Here is a 15,239-nt window from a genome sequence, read left to right as displayed (position 1 = left end):
CTGCGACCTCTTGGTCAAATTAGACCCAAGAGGTCTAGTCCACCGCATACCCATCGGTGTTCACTGCGCCGCATGACGATTCCCCACAGCGCCAGAAGAGCGGGACGGACGATCACCCTCGTCTCCGCCGCCCTCGGCATCACGCTGACGGCCCTCACGACGGCCGCCGGAGCGGCCACCACCGTCCCGTCGGAGTTCGGCACCGACTACCACGACCCGGTGACGGCCGCTCCGCCCATCCCCACCCCCCACACCAGGTCCTGCGAAGTGACCGTCGCCCAGGCGAAGTTCAAGGACTTCACGCCTTACACCGGCACCTACACCCCGCCCACCGCCTGCGGCACCCCGGGCCGCTGGTCGAAGGTGGTGCTCCGCCTCGACGGCAGTGTCGCCGGCCGTCAGTACGACCGCCTCGGCTACCTCGACATCGGCGGCGTCCAGATGCTCCGCACCTCGACCCCCGAGCCGTCGCAGGACGGCATCGACTGGTCGGTGGAGAAGGACGTCACGCGGTACGAGAAGACGCTGAGCAAAGCCCAGTCCGTGGACATGCTCATCGGCAACGTTGTCAACGACACCTACACCGGCATCCTGGACGTCAAGGTCACCCTGACGTTCTACGCCCCCGAGCCCGGAACCCGGACCGGCAGGACCGGCGGCTCCGCCCCCGACCAGGTGATTCCGCTGAGCGACGGCAACAGCGTCACCACGGCCGCGCAGCTCACCACCCCGCGCAACTCCGAGCGCATCCTGGCCGAGGTGTACGCGACCGGCTCGGGCGGCGGCTGCGAGGAGTTCTGGTACTCGGCGGTCACCCCGTCGGCGTCCTACTCCTGCCAGGGCGGCGACGACGGCCCGTACCGCGAGGTCCAGGTCACGATCGACGGAAAGCTCGCCGGGATCGCCTCCCCCTACCCCAACATCTGGACAGGCGGCTGGTCCCCGTACCTGTGGAGCGTGATCCCCTCCCCCACCGCTTTCGACGTACGCCCCCTGGAGTTCGACCTCACCCCCTTCGCCGCCCTTCTGAACGACGGCAGGGCACACTCGGTCGACGTGACCGTGGCCGGCGTCCCGGCGGGCCAGACCGGCTGGAGCGCGCCGACCAACATCCTGGTCTGGCAGGACGCCCACAAGTCGGTGGTGACGGGCGCCCTGACCTCGTACAAGGCGACCGACCCGGCCGTCACGAACACGTACACCGACGGCTCCTCGCGCACCCTGGACACGAGTGGCAAGCGCCGCCTGACGGTGAGCGGCTACCTGAACACCTCGCACGGCCGGGTGACGACGACGGTCGACCGACGCCTGACCACGGCCATCACGCACACCTGGACCCCGGACGAGACCACGGACAACCAGCAGGGCCGCTGGACGGACGACCAGACGGTCCGCCGGGGCGGGGTGACGTCCCGCACCGACCGGACGTACAACCTGGACGGCCGCTCCACCATCGACGCGGACAACCGCCTCCGCGTGCTGATGTCCTTCGGCGACCACGCCCGCATCGACGGCGTCCGCCTGGACGACACCTACGACGGCGACGCGACCTTCACCCTCGGCGTGCCCCGCGACCAGCGCCACGCGGTCGCGACGACCACCGAGCGCTACCGCCTGCGCGGCCCGGGCCTGTGCTACGACCACACGCTCGGCACGGAGCAGGGGGTGCTGACGAAGGACGGACAGGGCTGCTAGCGAGCCTGGAGAAACGTCGGGCGGCCCTCGCACTCATCGCACGAGGACCGCCCGACACGGTTCTTCAACTCCCGGCTCTCGACTCCCGGCCCTCAACGGTCAGCTCTCAGAGCGCGTCCTTGGACGGAGTGACCGGCTCCCCCGCCCTGCGCACCGGCGGCAGGACGGACCACGGGAAGTTGATCCACTCATCGGTCCGCTTCCACACGTATTCGCACTTCACGAGGGACTGCGTCTTCTCGTAGATCACCGCGGAACGCACCTCGGCCACGGCGTCCAGGCAGAAGTCCCGCACCAGTTTGAGCGTCTTGCCGGTGTCGGCGACGTCGTCCGTGATGAGGACCTTCTTGTCGGAGAAGTCGATGGCGTTGGGGACCGGCGCGAGCATGACGGGCATGGGAAGAGTGGTGCCGACGCCGGTATAGAACTCGACGTTGACAAGGTGGATGTTCTTGCAGCCGAGGGCATACGCCAGCCCGCCCGCGACGAACACACCCCCACGCGCGATGCTGAGCACGACGTCGGGTTCGTAGCCGTCGTCGACGATGGTCTGCGCGAGCTCGCGGACGGAGACGCCGAACTGTTCGTAGGAGAGTTCCTCGCGTACGACCGTCATACCTGCGTCCGGTGGAAGTTGAGGAAGGACCGGGAGGCGGTGGGCCCGCGCTGCCCCTGGTACCGGGAGCCGTACCGCTCGCTGCCGTACGGGAACTCGGCCGACGAACTCAGCTGGAACAGGCACAGCTGGCCGATCTTCATACCCGGCCAGAGCTTGATGGGCAGCGTCGCGAGGTTGGAGAGTTCGAGCGTCACGTGTCCGGAGAAGCCGGGGTCGATGAATCCGGCGGTGGAGTGGGTGACGAGCCCGAGCCGCCCGAGCGAACTCTTGCCTTCGAGGCGGGAGGCGAGGTCGTCCGGAAGCGTGATGACCTCGTACGTGGAAGCGAGCACGAACTCCCCGGGGTGCAGGATGAACGGCTCGTCGCCCTCGGGCTCGACCAGACGTGTGAGGTCGGCCTGCTCGATCGAGGGGTCGATGTGGGGGTAGCGGTGGTTCTCGAACACCCGGAAGAAGCGGTCGAGGCGCACGTCGACGCTCGACGGCTGCACCATGGATTCGTCGTAGGGATCGATCCGTACTCGCCCGGAGTCGATCTCGGCGCGGATGTCCTTGTCTGAGAGAAGCACGCCCCGAGGATACGCAAGGCGCGCGAACCCGACACCATCGGCCGGTTCCGCGCGCCCGCGCCTGCTCCCGCTTCTACTTCACACGCCTGCTTCTACTTCTGCCCACTGCTTCTGCCCACTGCTGGTACCGCTTGTACTGCTTGTACTGCTTGTACTGCTTCTTCTCCTACAACTACTTACTGCTGGTGCTCCGCTGCTGCTGCTCCAACGTCACTGGCACCACACTGCGGAGCCGCGCGCAGCGCGGACACCGGACCAGCCGGCCGGGGCCGAGCCGCTCGGCCTGCTGCATCGGGAACGAAGCGGTGCTGAACACGTGCCCTTCGGCACAACGGACGACGGTGCGCTCGATCAAGTCCTCAGAGTCCCTTCCCCAAGAGCCGTCGCCGGTCACTGTCGAGACCGACGAGGAAAGCCACATTACGGGACGAAAAGGGCGACCCTCCAGACGGCACTCCGATCCCGCCCAGCCCCTCTTCCGCGCCCCCACCGTACGCCCCAACTCCAGCCCCTCACAGCCGGGTCGCACCGCGAAAACCCGTCCGATCCGCGTCCCGTCCATGTCCGGTCCACGTCCGGAACACCCCCGGAATCCCCCGGAAACGGGGACAGGCCCCACGGCTCGATGCCGGGGGCCTGGCGTACGGTAGAGTGACTGAGCGTTCGGACACCGGTCCAGTCGGCGTCTTTCGCGGGTGTAGTTTAGTGGTAGAACATCAGCTTCCCAAGCTGAGAGTGCGAGTTCGATTCTCGTCACCCGCTCCATGCGAAACCCCCAGGTCAGAGACCCGGGGGTTCTTTGTTGTCTGGATCGGAGGGCGGGTGGCTCGGCACAACCGCACCATACGGGCTGGCCAGGTGCCCGAGGGCTCCTCCCGTGCGGTGCGCGGGATGACCTTTGTGGTGCTTCGCACTCTCGGCACGGACCCTGTCGTCGACCCCGGCCGCCAAGGCGGACGCCGATGCGCAGATCACGACTCAGGACGGCCGCCGGGCAACAAATCGAGACGTACCACATCCCGTTTCAATCCAAGCCTGTCCATCATCATCGCCACTGCCCCATATGAACTCCGAAGGTGATTCGTGAAGGCTTCGGGGAATTCCCCGGACAACCGCTGATATATCTTGACCGCTTCCAAGGCTGCTGCCGTCCCCCTGACGAGGTCGTCCAGAACCACCGTTCGTGCCTCGGCTCGAACCATGGCGAAGGACAGCAACGCCATGGCGAGATCGGGTTCGTGAGCTGCCGGGGCGGCCTCGGACAGCCGCCGGTACAGCCTGACCGCATCTTGAGTCACGAACATCGCCGCGAGATGCTGGCCCGCACCTGCCAGTTGCTGTCCCAGCATGGACAACGAGCGAGCAAGGAAAGGCTCGAACTCGGCGGGATTGCGGGAGACAAGTTTCTGTCGGATGGCAACTGCTTCCTGACCTGCGGCCAAGGCTTCGGCGGTGCGACCCAGCATGGACAGGTCCGCGGCGAAGTTGTGCAGCGATTCCGCGAACTCGGCTTCATAGGCGGCCGGATCGGCCGCAGCCAGTCGACGCCGGATGGTGAGGGATTCCTTGCTCGCACGCAGCGCCTCTTGGCTGCGTCCCAGTGCCGCGAGATGGGCTCCCATGTTCCTCAGCGAGCGGGCGAGGGCGGGCTCGTGAGCGGCCGGATCGGCGAGGACCAGTCGTCGGTACACCGAGACGGACTCCTCTGACGCCGCCAAGGCCTCAGCCTGCCGTCCCACCCTCGCCAGGTCGACGCCGAGGTTCTGCAACGATTCGGCGAGGTCGGGTTCGTGCGCCTCCGGATTGGACTCGACGTTCCGGCGCCGGATGGCCACCGACTCCTCAGCGGCCCGCAGGGCTTCCGTCCATCGCCCCAGCGACGACAAGCAGGCGCCGAGATTGGCCAGCCCGTGGGCCAGGGCGGGGGCGTAGGTGGCTGGAGCGGTCTGCGCCAGTCGTCGGTTCGACGCAACGGCTTCCTCCATGACCTGCAGCGCCTCCTCCCGCCTCTCCGCCTTCAGCAGAGCGGGGCCCAGGTTGTGCAGCGCCTCGGCGAACGCGAGTTCGTCGGCATCCGAATCAGGCGGGGCATACCGACGATGGATGGCAACGGCCTCCTCCGCAGCCACCAGTGCCTCGGCCCATCGGCCCATCTCCGCCTTCTTCGAGCTGAGATTTGTCAACGCGGTGGCGAGACCGAGGTCGTGCTCCTTCGCATCGTCGACGGCCGACCCCCGTCGGAGTGTGACGGCTTCCTCTGCCACGGGCAGCGCCTCGGCCCGGCGCCCGGCCCTGGCAAGAGCGACGCCGAGATTGTTCAGTGCACTGGCCAGAGCCTGCTGGTGGGCAGCCGCGTCCTCCTCGACCAGCCGACGACGTAGGGAAACGGCTTCTTGATGAACGCTCACAGCCTCGTCGAACCGGCCCGCGTCGCCCAGACGGATGCCGAGATGACTGTAGATACCTGCCCGTGTGGCGTCGTCATCGGTGCGGTCGAGGTGGAAGTGCGCCAGCCGCTCGGTCACGGCGGCCATACCTATGTCGAGGTCGACGTCTCGCTCGGGGAATTCTTTCTCAACGGCATGCAGGATGACCGGATCGACCGTCGGAATGTCGGCGAGCGCGCTGAGTGCGGCGCTGCCTGCGATGAGGGCGAGTCGAGGGTGGTTGTACAGAATCGGATACAGATACTGGAGGCCCACATGGGGCCAACGCACGGCAGCGGTCGCGAGGAAGGTGATTGCGCGGGGCGTCCAGACCGCGACGCTTTCCCCGATGCGGTCGGCCAGGCAATAGGCGATTTTCTCGGCCCAGGGCTGTGCCGGATAGTCGGCTTCGTGACCGGGGAGCGTCAAAGCGAGGAAGTCCTCGGCGAGACGGTCGGGATACAGAGGCTCCAGCACCGTTTTGCCCGTGGGATCGGTCGGGGGGTAACACAGCGCGTGGTCGGCGAGGATCGTCTCGGGGGAACCTTCGATCGGGAGGGCTTCCAGGAGCGAGGTTCCCAGGGGGCGGGGCTGTGGACCGGCCAGGGTGGCGGTGAACACAGCCTGATTCATCACGCCGGGCGGTGTGGCGTAAGCGCGTTCCCCGGGTTCCAGTTCATGAGATTCGTGGCCGTACAGGTTCTCCCAGTGCAGGTGCTCACGGTCGAGAAGGTAGACCGTCAGGCCGGCCATGTCCTGCGGTGGACGCCGGCCGGTGACCTCGGCGTCGACGGCGACGAGCGCGGCCATGTGGATGGCCAGCGTCAGCCCGAAATCCTCGTGCTCCAGAGGGCCGGGGGCGTGGACCCCACTGGCGTCCCGGATGCCGTAGGTGGCTGCGAAACTGTCGCGCGCGACGATGTACATCCGGGTGCGCTGTGCCAGGTCGTCAGCGGCAAGGGCCTCAAGGAGCTGGGAGGAGGTACCCGCCTCGTGGTTGGCCAGAGTGGCGCGCACGGCGGGCCAGAGCGCATCGGTACGGGCCAGCAGCAGAACGCGCGCAGGTACGTCCCGGTGCAGCAGGGCGTTGCTGAACAGCCAGGTCAGATGACTGAGAGGCCAGCGGTCGGCATAGTCGACGATGATCAGCACACCGCGGGCATGGCGGAGCCGCATGTCCTGGCTCCCAGGAGGCGGTAGGACGGTTCCGGGGCCGTGGACGGCCGTGACGACCGCCCAGCCGTCGGCAGCGCACTGGGCGGCGAATCGAGCCGCCAGGCGCGTCTTGCCCTGCCCTCCGGGACCATGCAGCCATCGTGCGGCCAGGCGAGGGCCGCCCTGCCGCCACTGGTTCAGTTGGGCCAGTTCAGCCTCTCGGCCGGTGAAGTCGACCACTTCGTGGCGTGCGTTGAGCATGCGGCTCGGCAACTCACGCAACCAGTCGCGGTCGGAAGCACGAGTCGTTCGCCAGTGCTCCAACAGGTAGACGGGAGTGCCGTTCCCGAAAACGTGCATGTCGGCGCCGACCACGCCGTAGCCGAACCCGTTCTCCACATGGACGTCCTGACGGGATTCATGGGGGAATCCCTCACCTTGGGGCAAGTGGCTCACGGGACCTCTCTCAGTTGGTGCACCAGCGCATCGCTTCCCGTGCTGTGGAGATCGTCGCGCGGTCTCAGGCCATGGATCGTGACGGTCGGCGGTATTGCTCGCCGGGCAGGAGGCGGCGCTGATCCACGACGTCCAGCGCCTCGACCGTCGACTCGGGTCGACGGCGCCGCAGGCTGACGGTTCGGGCCCTCGGTCCGGCCGACCGCCCGGACACTCGGAGTGGCGGTCACACCGATCCGTCCTGGAGGGAGTCGCTCGGACGCGGGCTGCGTTCTGGGACCTGGTGATAAACGATGTTTCCGCCTTGGACGGCGAACTGGGGAGCGCTGCCACAGGCCGTGTTGGTCTGAGTCCAAACCTGTCTGGCGACGGCCTGTCGGTCAGGGTTCGAGGCCACCGGGCCGGGCGGACCGACCGGGCCGGTCTCGTGCCGGTCCGGAGGCCCCGGTTTCACCTGCTGTACGGCAGTACCGGGCACCCAGATCCATGCCGTCCCCCGGTGCTCCTTCTCCTCGATCTGGACTTCCCGGAACTCGTCAGCCCGGATGGTGGTGAACTCTGGGTGGACGACGTCGTCGAAGACGGTCGGCGACACCGCGACGGCGAGACAGGCGTCCGGCGTGTCGGCCAGAGTGGCGCGCAGGGCCGCGCTGTCGAGGATGCGGCCGACCACGACCGGACCGGGTCCGACGAAACCGTTGGACCCCGGCGATGCCGAGCCGAAGTGGACGGCTGCCCTGAGTCTGAGCCATGACTCACGTATTCGGCCGTGGTTGAACTTTCGCAGCCCTGCGTCCAGGGTGCGCATGAACCTGTCGACCAAGGCGGGCTCTGAGGCGCCCTCGGGCAGGACCGCGAACACGGAGTCCCCGCCCTTCTGCATCACCCACCTCGACCGGTCCAGGTCGGCCTCCTCGGCCGCCTCGCCCAGCAGACTCGAGATCGCATCCTGGAACTGGCGCTGCGTCGTCGTGTCGACGCCGCCGTAGCCCTTGGCATCGACTGCAAGCAGCAGTCTGCGGTGGAACGTCCACGTGCCGCCCAACCTGCTCATACCGTTCACCGCCGTGGCACCCCTCACTACATGTCTCAGGAAGAGGGAGGATGCCGCATCGCTCAACTCCTTGACAAAACAAGGGAGTTATTACCTATCGGTAAATTGGTCGCGGCACCTCTGCGCAGCCCTCCCACAGAAGAGACCGGCGCCCGTTCCCCCGAACACGGGCGCCGGCCATCAATTCGTACAGCTGCTCGCGAGCGGGAATCCTGTGGAAGTACGGGATGCCGAGATCCTTGGCCGCCAAAGTCTCCGAATCACACAGAAGTGACTGGTTCGGCCGACAGGGGTGCCCGCTTACTGGACGGGACACCACTCCGTCGCCGCTCCGAGGAGGCCTCCATGGCACAGACCGACCCGGCCGCTGCCGACAGCCGCCCCATACAACGCATGTTCACCGCGCTGCACACGACCCATCAGCACGCGGACGCCAAGGCCGGCATCCTTGCAGCGGTCCAGGCCGCACTGGTAGGCACGGCCGGCACCTGGAGCCGTCAGGCCGTGCGCGCCTGGGAACAGGGCGGTGCGACCGGAGCACTCACCGGGACTCTGCTGATCCTCTTCGTCTGTGGTCTCATCGGCGGCGCGGGGAGCCTGGCGGCGGCGCTGCGCCCCCGGATACAGCGTGATCCGGCCCCCAATCGCTACAGCTTCGCTCACCTCGCGCGCGGCGCGGACATCGTGCCCGCCGTGGGGACGCACAGCGACGAGGCCGCAGAACGCATGGAGTTGTCCCGCACCGTACGGTTCCTCGCCCGCGTCGCCCTGCTCAAGTACCGATGTCTGACGGGAGCAGTGATGTGCACGGCTGTCATGGGCCTCAGCGCGGGACTGAGCATCGTCCTGCATCCGGTCCTCGCCTGATCACGTCCGGCTCACGACTGTTCGTGGGCCAGGTCGGCGAGCTCCCGAAGGCGCCGCAGATCCTGGACGATGGTGATGCGGTAGCCGGTTCCCAACAGGCCCTCTTCGCGCAGTTCCCGCAGGCCCTTGTGAATCGTCGTCTCGGCGGTACCGATGAGGGCGGCCAACTCCGGCTGAGTCAGCTGACAGCCAATGGCCACCGCGCCGTCCTCGGCACGCCCGTATGCCGTGGCAAGTTCCACCAGGAGCCGGGCAAGTCGCACTTTCGCCGGATACCCGCTGAAGTCCAGACGCCGCCGGTTCGCCCAGCGCAGACGGTCGGCGACGATACCGGTCAGGGCGATGGAGAGTTCGGGACGCCGAATCAGCGCTTCCCTCAGTACGCCGACCGGTATCACCCGGGCTGTCAGCGGGCCACAGGCGGTCACCGTCGCCGAGCGCGGAGCCCCGTCCAGGGCCGCCATCTCACCCACTGTGTCCCCGGCGACCCTGACCGCGAGGAGTGAACTCTGGCCGTTCTCCACGGTCGCCGTCACCTTGGCGAACCCGGACAACAGCAGCAGAGCGTGACGGTCGTCCATGCCTTCTCTCAGCAGCACAGACCCTGGCTTGAACCGAATCCCGGTGCCCAGACCCAGCAACTCGTCCCGGAGTGACGGCGACAGCACGCCCAAAAGGCTGCGAGCAGGCCATTTCGCTGATCCGGTTGACCTGACCACGTGTGTCCCCCGTCTCCCTGCGCGCCGCAGCCTGTCCGTCAGCCACGTTCTCTCCCGCTGCGCTACCGGAGCTTATGACCACCGACCGCCGTCGTGCCTGCGGTCGTGCCCGTTGTCTGCCCCAGCAACGGAAGGGCACGCGTCGTCACAGCCCCAGACCCTCAACGGACGAGCTGCGTTCGGCCGCACCCTTAAGGCGAGCCGGTGGATGTCCTCTGCGCCCTTGATACGGCCGCGCCCCCGCCTCGGAGGCACCCGGCAGGAATGCGCTGTGCCGGACGCCTGGCGTGGTGCGGCGACGCAGTGCCGGTCTTGGGATCGGCCGCCCACCGTTCTGCCTGGTCCCCCGGATGCAAGCGTGACGGCCTGCGGTCCACCGGACCTGCGGCTACTCGGTCTCCCGCCGCGTACTGACACTGCCGCGACATCACAGGGCCCTGCGGGTCGGCGCGGTGCAAACGCAGTCGCGACGGACCATCCAGATCAGTTCGCGAGAGGATGCGGCCCGGTCCGCGCAAAGCGTCGCTCGTACGTATGGCCCGGCCGCTGGTGGCGCTCGTGCTCATGGCGTGCCGGTAAGGACGGACAGCCACGGTAAACAGTGGCGCGATCTCCGCTCCGCGAGCGCCACGCCACGCCACGCCACATAAGCCCAGTTCAGAAGCCATCCGGCGACGCAAACGCCGCCGCTTGCCGAGCTGAGAGTGCGAGTTCGACTCTCGTCACCCGCTCCAGAGTCTGCCCCCAGGTCGGCGACCTGGGGGGTTGTTCGTTTTCCAGATCAATTTGAGGGCTCCGTGCCCGCCCCGCGTCCTGAGTCGGGGTCCTGAGATCGACTTTCGGTGACCTGGGGTACATCGTGCGCACACCTCGATCTGGATCTCCGCCATGCGCTGCTCCCTCAGGTCGGTGGTCCCGGGGTCAGGCAACCGTGTTCAGCAGGTCGGCCAGTACGTCGGGTCGTTCCAGGGCGATGAAGTGGCCGGCATTGGGGACCTGGGTGAAGTCGGCGGCCGGCAGCAGCTCCTTGTTGGCCTGCCGGTCCGAAGGACGGGACCAGTCCTTCTCGCCGTAGACGAGGTGGACGGGTGCCTTGACCTCGGGGTAGCGCGAGCGGGCGGCGATGAGGCTGGGCAGGCTCTGGTAGACGGCCCGGGCGACGGTCGAGTAGCCGGGGCGGCCGCCCACCTGGAGGAGTTCGTCGAGGTAGTCCTCCCGCAGCGCGGTCCTGTCGACCACCCCGCCCTGAAGGATCCTGCGGACGACGGGCTTGGGCTCCACCCCGGCGACCACCGGGCCCACCCCCGGAGTGAGAACGCCGCCGACCACCACACGGGCGAGAAGACCGGACCGGGCGATCCCGTCACGGAAGTCGTACGTGTTGACCGCCACGACGCGTCGTACCCGATCCGGGAGATCGGCCGCGGCGGTCAGGGCGAGCACCGCGCCCATGGACTCCCCGACCAACGTCACGTCGTGGAGGTCGAGTTCGGTCAGGAGCCGCTCGACGCCCGCACGCATCGCGGGCTCGTCGTACGAGGCCCCGGGCACGATCTCGGAGTAGCCCATCCCCGGCAGGTCGAGGGCGTACACGGTGTACCTGTCCGCGATCAGCGGGATGAGGAGGCGGAAGTGCTCGGCCTGGGTGCGCACGGTATGCAGCAGAACCAGGGGAGCGCCGGTGCCCGCCTTGAGATAGCGCAGCGTTCCCTCGCGGCCGACGGATCCCGCACGCGGGGCGATGGTGTGGCTGGTGGTCCCCGGAATGCGAATCGCGGGACGGGACTCGTGGCTGGGCATCTTGCCGACTCCTTGTGTGTGAGGGGTTACCAAAACGGTCATGACTCTCACCGGAAAATGAGAAACCGATCGGTCTCCACTAAGGTAAACCGATCGGTTTCCAAGCGCAAGTCCAACATGATCCCGGGGCCTCGCCGGGCCTCACAGATCTCACGGACCTCACCGGCATCTCGGGCCTCACGGGCATCCCGCGACCCCGGGGGCTGCCGGGCTTGCGTGCAGAAACCGATCGGTTTACGGTGGTGAAACTGATCGGTTTCTCGCCGTGCAGGCGAGCCTGCAACCCGCGTCCCCAGGAGCACGGATGACTGCCGCGCGCGATGCCGAGGGGCAACCCGCTCCTCCCAGGCTTCCGGCGAGGCCGGCGGCCCGCCCGTCGGTGCAGGCCGTACTCGCCCGGCGCAGGACCGGCGGTACCGCGCGCCCCTCGGCGGTGAACGACGCGGAATGGCTGCGCGAGCCGTGCCTCGCGGCCGGCGCGGACGACGCCGCCGCGGTCAGCCTGGATCACCCCGATCCGGCCGGCGAGCACGAGCACGTACAGTCCGCGCTGCCCGGCACCCGCACCCTGATCGCGATGGCGGTGCGGATGAACGCGACAACTGCCGTTCCCCGGCCCGCAGTGTGGCCAACCAGGAGTTCCACCAGGCCGACGACCAGGCCAACCACGCCGCCCGCAGCGTCGCCCAGTCGCTCCAGGACGCCGGCTACCGCGCCCTCAACCCGTCCGTCGGCTTCCCCCAGGAGATGGACCGCTTCCCCAGTGAGCGGATCTGGGTGGTGGCGCACAAGACGGTCGCGGTGGCCACCGGGCTCGGCGTGATGGGCCTGCACCGCAACGTCGTCCATCCGAAGTCGGCAGCTTCGTCCCGCTGGTCACCGTCCTGGTGGACGCGGAGGTGAGCGCGTACGGGCAGGCGCTGGACCACAACCCCTGCATCGACTGCACGTTGTGCGTCGCCGCCTGTCCGGCCGGCGCCATCGCCAAGGAAACCCTGTACGTCCTGCCGGGCTCCCACGCGCAGGAGTACGCCCGGCGCCGCTTCCCCCACAAGCCCGTCAAGGAAGTCACCGGCGGCCGGCAGCCCCCGGCGAAAAACTCCGCGCCCCCCCGACCGAGAGACACGTACATCATGAGCGGCATCACCCCCTTCCGCGTCCTGCGCGCCAAGCCTCTGTGGATCGCGAACGGCGTCATCACGGGCGTACTCGCACTGCTGTTCGCCGTGTTCTACGTCGGCGCCAACATCGATCCGGCCGATCACCTGACCAAGCTGCCCGTCGGGCTGGTCAACGCCGACAAGGGAGCCACTGTCGGCGGCAAACAGGTCGACCTCGGGGCTCGGATCACCGAGTCGGTCAAGAAGTCGACCGCGAGCGGGGACAGGATCGACTGGAAGGTGATGGACGAGAAGGAGATGAAGGAGGAACTCGGCAAGGGCAAGCTGTTCGGCGCGCTCGTCGTGCCCGCCGACTTCACGTCCTCGGTCGCCGCCCTGACCGGTACCACGGCCGCCGGGCACCCGGTCCGTCCGACGCTGACAGTGCTGACCAACCAGTCCGCGGGCAGCATCGGCTCCGGCCTGGCCCGGACGGCGACGACCCGGGCGGCCCAGAACGCCTCGCTCCAGGTGGGCGAGGAGCTGACCGCCCAGATCGGGACCGCGCAGGCGAAGCTGCCCACCGCGGCACGCGTCCTGCTCGCCGACCCGGCCGCCGTCACGGTCGAGGACGGCCACCCCCTCGACCCGCACAGCGGCCTGGGCCTGACGGCGTTCTACTACGCACTCACCCTCGTGGTCGTGGGCATGCTCTCCGCGAACGTCGTCAGCGGCCAGGTCGACCACGCCCTCGGCTACACCCACAACGACCTGGGACCGCTGCGCCTGCACCGCCCGCTGATCCGGGCCACCCGGGTGCAGACCCTCACCATCAGCAGCACTCTCATGGCCGGACTGTCCCTGCTGACGGGCACCCTGGTCATGGCCGGCGCGGTCGGCATCATGGGCATGGACGCCTCCCACCTGCCGCTCCTCTGGCTGTACTCGGTGTGCGCCATCGCGGTCTCGGGGATCGGCGCACTCGCCCTCCTCGCGGTCTTCGGCACGCCCGGCATGCTGGTGGTCACGCTGGTCTTCATCGGCATGGCGGTACCCACCGCCGGCGCCACCACCCCCATCGAGGCGCTGCCCGGCTTCTACCGCTTCCTCGCGGAGTTCGAGCCGCTGCGGCAGATCACCGGCGGCATCCGCTCGATCCTCTACTACGACGCCCAGGGCGACGCGGGTCTGACGCGGGGCTGGGTCATGATGGCGGCCGGACTCGTGGCTGCCGCGCTGTTCGGCTTCGGCGTACTGGGGTGGTACGACCGCAAGGGACTGCACCGCATCCCGGCGGAGACGAAGCCCGAGAAGACCGCCGTCCCGGCGTGACGGCAGGTCACCCAGGACGGGCCACCGCTCGGAGCGGCCCGGGCCCCGGTGCGGTGTGTGTCGCCCCTGTGTGTCGTCTCTGTGTGTCGCCCTGCCGGGGACGACAGGCGCGCGCACACCGCCATGGCCCGGCGACAGCCCTTCACCCGGGCCGTCGTCGAGCCTCTCCCCGGGCCTCCCGGAAACCGATCGGTTTTCATTTCGTCCGTTTCGGGTTAACCTCGCGGTATGACCACCGAAGTGAAGCGGAGCCCCAGGGAGCGGTTGCTGGAGGCGGCAGCCGCGCTCACGTACCAGGACGGCGTCAGCATCGGCGTCGAGGCACTGTGCAAGGCGGCGGGGGTGTCGAAGCGCTCCATGTATCAGCTGTTCGAGAGCAAGGACGAACTCCTGGCAGCAAGCCTGAAGGAGCGCGCCGCCCCCTACGTGGCGACTCTCCTGCCCGCGGCGGACGACGGCCGGTCACCCCGCGAGCGGATCCTGCACGTCTTCACGCAGGTGGAATCACAGGCGGGCGACCCCGAGTTCCGCGGCTGCCGGTACCTGGCCGTGCAGATCGAACTCAAGGACCAGGGTCACCCCGCGAGCCGGGTCGCCCATCAGGTCAAGGCGAACCTGACCGCCTTCTTCCGCGCCGAGGCCGAGCAGGGCGGGGCGGGCGATCCCGATCTGCTGGCCCGCCAGCTCAGCCTGGTCTTCGACGGCGCCAGCGCCCGCGCGGGAATCCAGGCCGACAACCTGACCGGGCTCATCGCACCCACGGTGACCACCTTGCTCGACGCGGCAGGCGTACGCTGACGCATCGCCCGTCCATCCGCCCGCCCATCCGACCGCCCGTCCATCCGCCCGCCCATCCGTCCGTTCCCACCGGCAGCAACTTTGCTGCGGTGAGGCGGGAACCTCAGGACGCCCGACGGCGTTCATGTCACTGACGGCCGGACGAGCGGAGCCGTCGGTTCACAGCGTCAACTGCTGATTCCGTACGACGACTTGGCCGGGGGGCAAGAGGCGTGCAGCAGCACCGCGCACACCCCACGCGCCCCGCTGCCGTCGTGCTCTCCGCGCTGCTCGCGGTCCTGGCCTTCCTCATGCCGGTGTCGGCCAAGTCGGCCCCGGCGTCCCGTCCGTCCTCGACGGGCACGGCCGCGGCGGCGACCGCGCAGGCGTCCGCGACCGCCGACGCGCAGCGACCCGTCACCGTGGCGCGCCCCGTGCTCGGCCACGCCGACGCCGTGCCGTACCCGTTCCACCCTTTCCTGGGCCACGGCACCGGGGACGCGGCCCCGCACCGCGCTGTCGGCGGTCCCGCCGTGGCCGTGGCGGTCGCGGCAGCAGGAGCGAGCCGGAGCACCCACGCGTATCGCCCGCGCGGTCCGCCGTCCCGATGGAGCACCGAAGTCCGTATCGACGCCTGACCGTTCGCCTCCGTGCCCGGGGCAGACGTCGA

General features: G+C 68.5%; 13 protein-coding genes and 1 tRNA gene. 7 read left to right on the top strand and 7 right to left on the bottom strand.

Translation table 11 applies throughout. From position 1 onward, the window contains the following. Positions 1-72: 72 nt before the first annotated feature. On the top strand, positions 73-1,695 hold the full coding sequence (locus tag OG595_RS22340) for a peptide-N4-asparagine amidase (protein WP_329274631.1): 1,623 nt from the start codon (positions 73-75) through the stop codon (positions 1,693-1,695). 106 nt (positions 1,696-1,801) lie between these two features. Here the strand turns inward: OG595_RS22340 and OG595_RS22335 are convergent, their stop codons facing one another. From OG595_RS22335 to OG595_RS22325, 3 genes are all read right to left on the bottom strand, one after another. Then, entirely contained in the window at positions 1,802-2,311 is a 510-nt protein-coding gene (locus tag OG595_RS22335; protein ID WP_329274629.1) for a phosphoribosyltransferase, read from the bottom strand. After that, the gene (gene dcd / locus OG595_RS22330; protein WP_327695866.1) at positions 2,308-2,883 is read right to left on the bottom strand and encodes a dCTP deaminase; all 576 of its coding nucleotides are present in this window, start codon (positions 2,881-2,883) and stop codon (positions 2,308-2,310) included. The genes OG595_RS22335 and dcd overlap by 4 nt, the downstream gene beginning before the upstream one ends. A gap of 172 nt (positions 2,884-3,055) precedes the next feature. After that, a complete protein-coding gene (locus OG595_RS22325; RefSeq protein WP_329283113.1) occupies positions 3,056-3,235 on the bottom strand; it encodes a hypothetical protein in 180 nt (59 codons plus the stop codon). Positions 3,236-3,574: 339 nt separating this feature from the next. Between OG595_RS22325 and OG595_RS22320 the strand changes: the two genes are divergently transcribed. Then, a tRNA-Gly gene (locus tag OG595_RS22320) sits at positions 3,575-3,648 on the top strand. Between the two features lie 206 nt (positions 3,649-3,854). Here the strand turns inward: OG595_RS22320 and OG595_RS22315 are convergent. Both OG595_RS22315 and OG595_RS22310 read right to left on the bottom strand, forming a co-directional pair. Further along, positions 3,855-6,863 carry a tetratricopeptide repeat protein gene (locus OG595_RS22315; protein ID WP_329274625.1) on the bottom strand — a complete coding sequence of 1,003 codons (3,009 nt, stop codon included), beginning with the start codon at positions 6,861-6,863 and terminating at the stop codon, positions 3,855-3,857. Between the two features lie 283 nt (positions 6,864-7,146). Then, positions 7,147-7,974 (bottom strand): hypothetical protein, encoded by an 828-nt coding sequence (locus OG595_RS22310; RefSeq protein WP_329274623.1) that lies wholly within the window; start codon positions 7,972-7,974, stop codon positions 7,147-7,149. A 345-nt stretch (positions 7,975-8,319) separates the two neighbouring features. Between OG595_RS22310 and OG595_RS22305 the strand changes: the two genes are divergently transcribed. Next, positions 8,320-8,841 (top strand): Pycsar system effector family protein, encoded by a 522-nt coding sequence (locus OG595_RS22305; protein ID WP_329274621.1) that lies wholly within the window; start codon positions 8,320-8,322, stop codon positions 8,839-8,841. 11 nt (positions 8,842-8,852) lie between these two features. Here the strand turns inward: OG595_RS22305 and OG595_RS22300 are convergent, their stop codons facing one another. Continuing rightward, complete coding sequence (locus OG595_RS22300) at positions 8,853-9,509, bottom strand: Crp/Fnr family transcriptional regulator (RefSeq protein ID WP_329274619.1); 657 nt, start codon at positions 9,507-9,509, stop codon at positions 8,853-8,855. Between the two features lie 972 nt (positions 9,510-10,481). Further along, positions 10,482-11,360, bottom strand: coding sequence for an alpha/beta fold hydrolase (locus OG595_RS22295; RefSeq protein ID WP_329274617.1), 879 nt, complete (start codon positions 11,358-11,360; stop codon positions 10,482-10,484). Between the two features lie 624 nt (positions 11,361-11,984). Here OG595_RS22295 and OG595_RS22290 point away from each other — a divergent pair. From OG595_RS22290 to OG595_RS22275, 4 genes are all read left to right on the top strand, one after another. Continuing rightward, complete coding sequence (locus tag OG595_RS22290; protein ID WP_329274615.1) at positions 11,985-12,263, top strand: hypothetical protein; 279 nt, start codon at positions 11,985-11,987, stop codon at positions 12,261-12,263. 230 nt (positions 12,264-12,493) lie between these two features. Beyond that, positions 12,494-13,792, top strand: coding sequence for an SNG1 family protein (locus OG595_RS22285; RefSeq protein ID WP_329283111.1), 1,299 nt, complete (start codon positions 12,494-12,496; stop codon positions 13,790-13,792). Between the two features lie 228 nt (positions 13,793-14,020). Then, positions 14,021-14,590, top strand: a complete 570-nt coding sequence (locus OG595_RS22280) for a TetR/AcrR family transcriptional regulator (protein ID WP_329274612.1) — start codon at positions 14,021-14,023, stop codon at positions 14,588-14,590. A gap of 212 nt (positions 14,591-14,802) precedes the next feature. After that, positions 14,803-15,207 (top strand): hypothetical protein, encoded by a 405-nt coding sequence (locus tag OG595_RS22275; protein WP_329274609.1) that lies wholly within the window; start codon positions 14,803-14,805, stop codon positions 15,205-15,207. Positions 15,208-15,239: the final 32 nt, after the last annotated feature.

The organism is Streptomyces sp. NBC_01451 (assembly GCF_036227485.1).
Taxonomy (GTDB): domain Bacteria; phylum Actinomycetota; class Actinomycetes; order Streptomycetales; family Streptomycetaceae; genus Streptomyces.
Note: the sequence above shows the minus strand (reverse complement) of the source record. Positions and strands in the feature narration are given on the sequence as shown.

Excerpts from the sequence above, each read along its gene's own strand:
- OG595_RS22340 (WP_329274631.1), top strand. The coding sequence starts at position 73 with ATGACGATTCCCCACAGCGCCAGAAGAGCGGGACGGACGATCACCCTC.
- OG595_RS22335 (WP_329274629.1), bottom strand. The coding sequence starts at position 2,311 with ATGACGGTCGTACGCGAGGAACTCTCCTACGAACAGTTCGGCGTCTCC.
- OG595_RS22310 (WP_329274623.1), bottom strand. The coding sequence starts at position 7,974 with ATGAGCAGGTTGGGCGGCACGTGGACGTTCCACCGCAGACTGCTGCTT.
- OG595_RS22305 (WP_329274621.1), top strand. The coding sequence starts at position 8,320 with ATGGCACAGACCGACCCGGCCGCTGCCGACAGCCGCCCCATACAACGC.
- OG595_RS22295 (WP_329274617.1), bottom strand. The coding sequence starts at position 11,360 with ATGCCCAGCCACGAGTCCCGTCCCGCGATTCGCATTCCGGGGACCACC.
- OG595_RS22285 (WP_329283111.1), top strand. The coding sequence starts at position 12,494 with ATGAGCGGCATCACCCCCTTCCGCGTCCTGCGCGCCAAGCCTCTGTGG.
- OG595_RS22280 (WP_329274612.1), top strand. The coding sequence starts at position 14,021 with ATGACCACCGAAGTGAAGCGGAGCCCCAGGGAGCGGTTGCTGGAGGCG.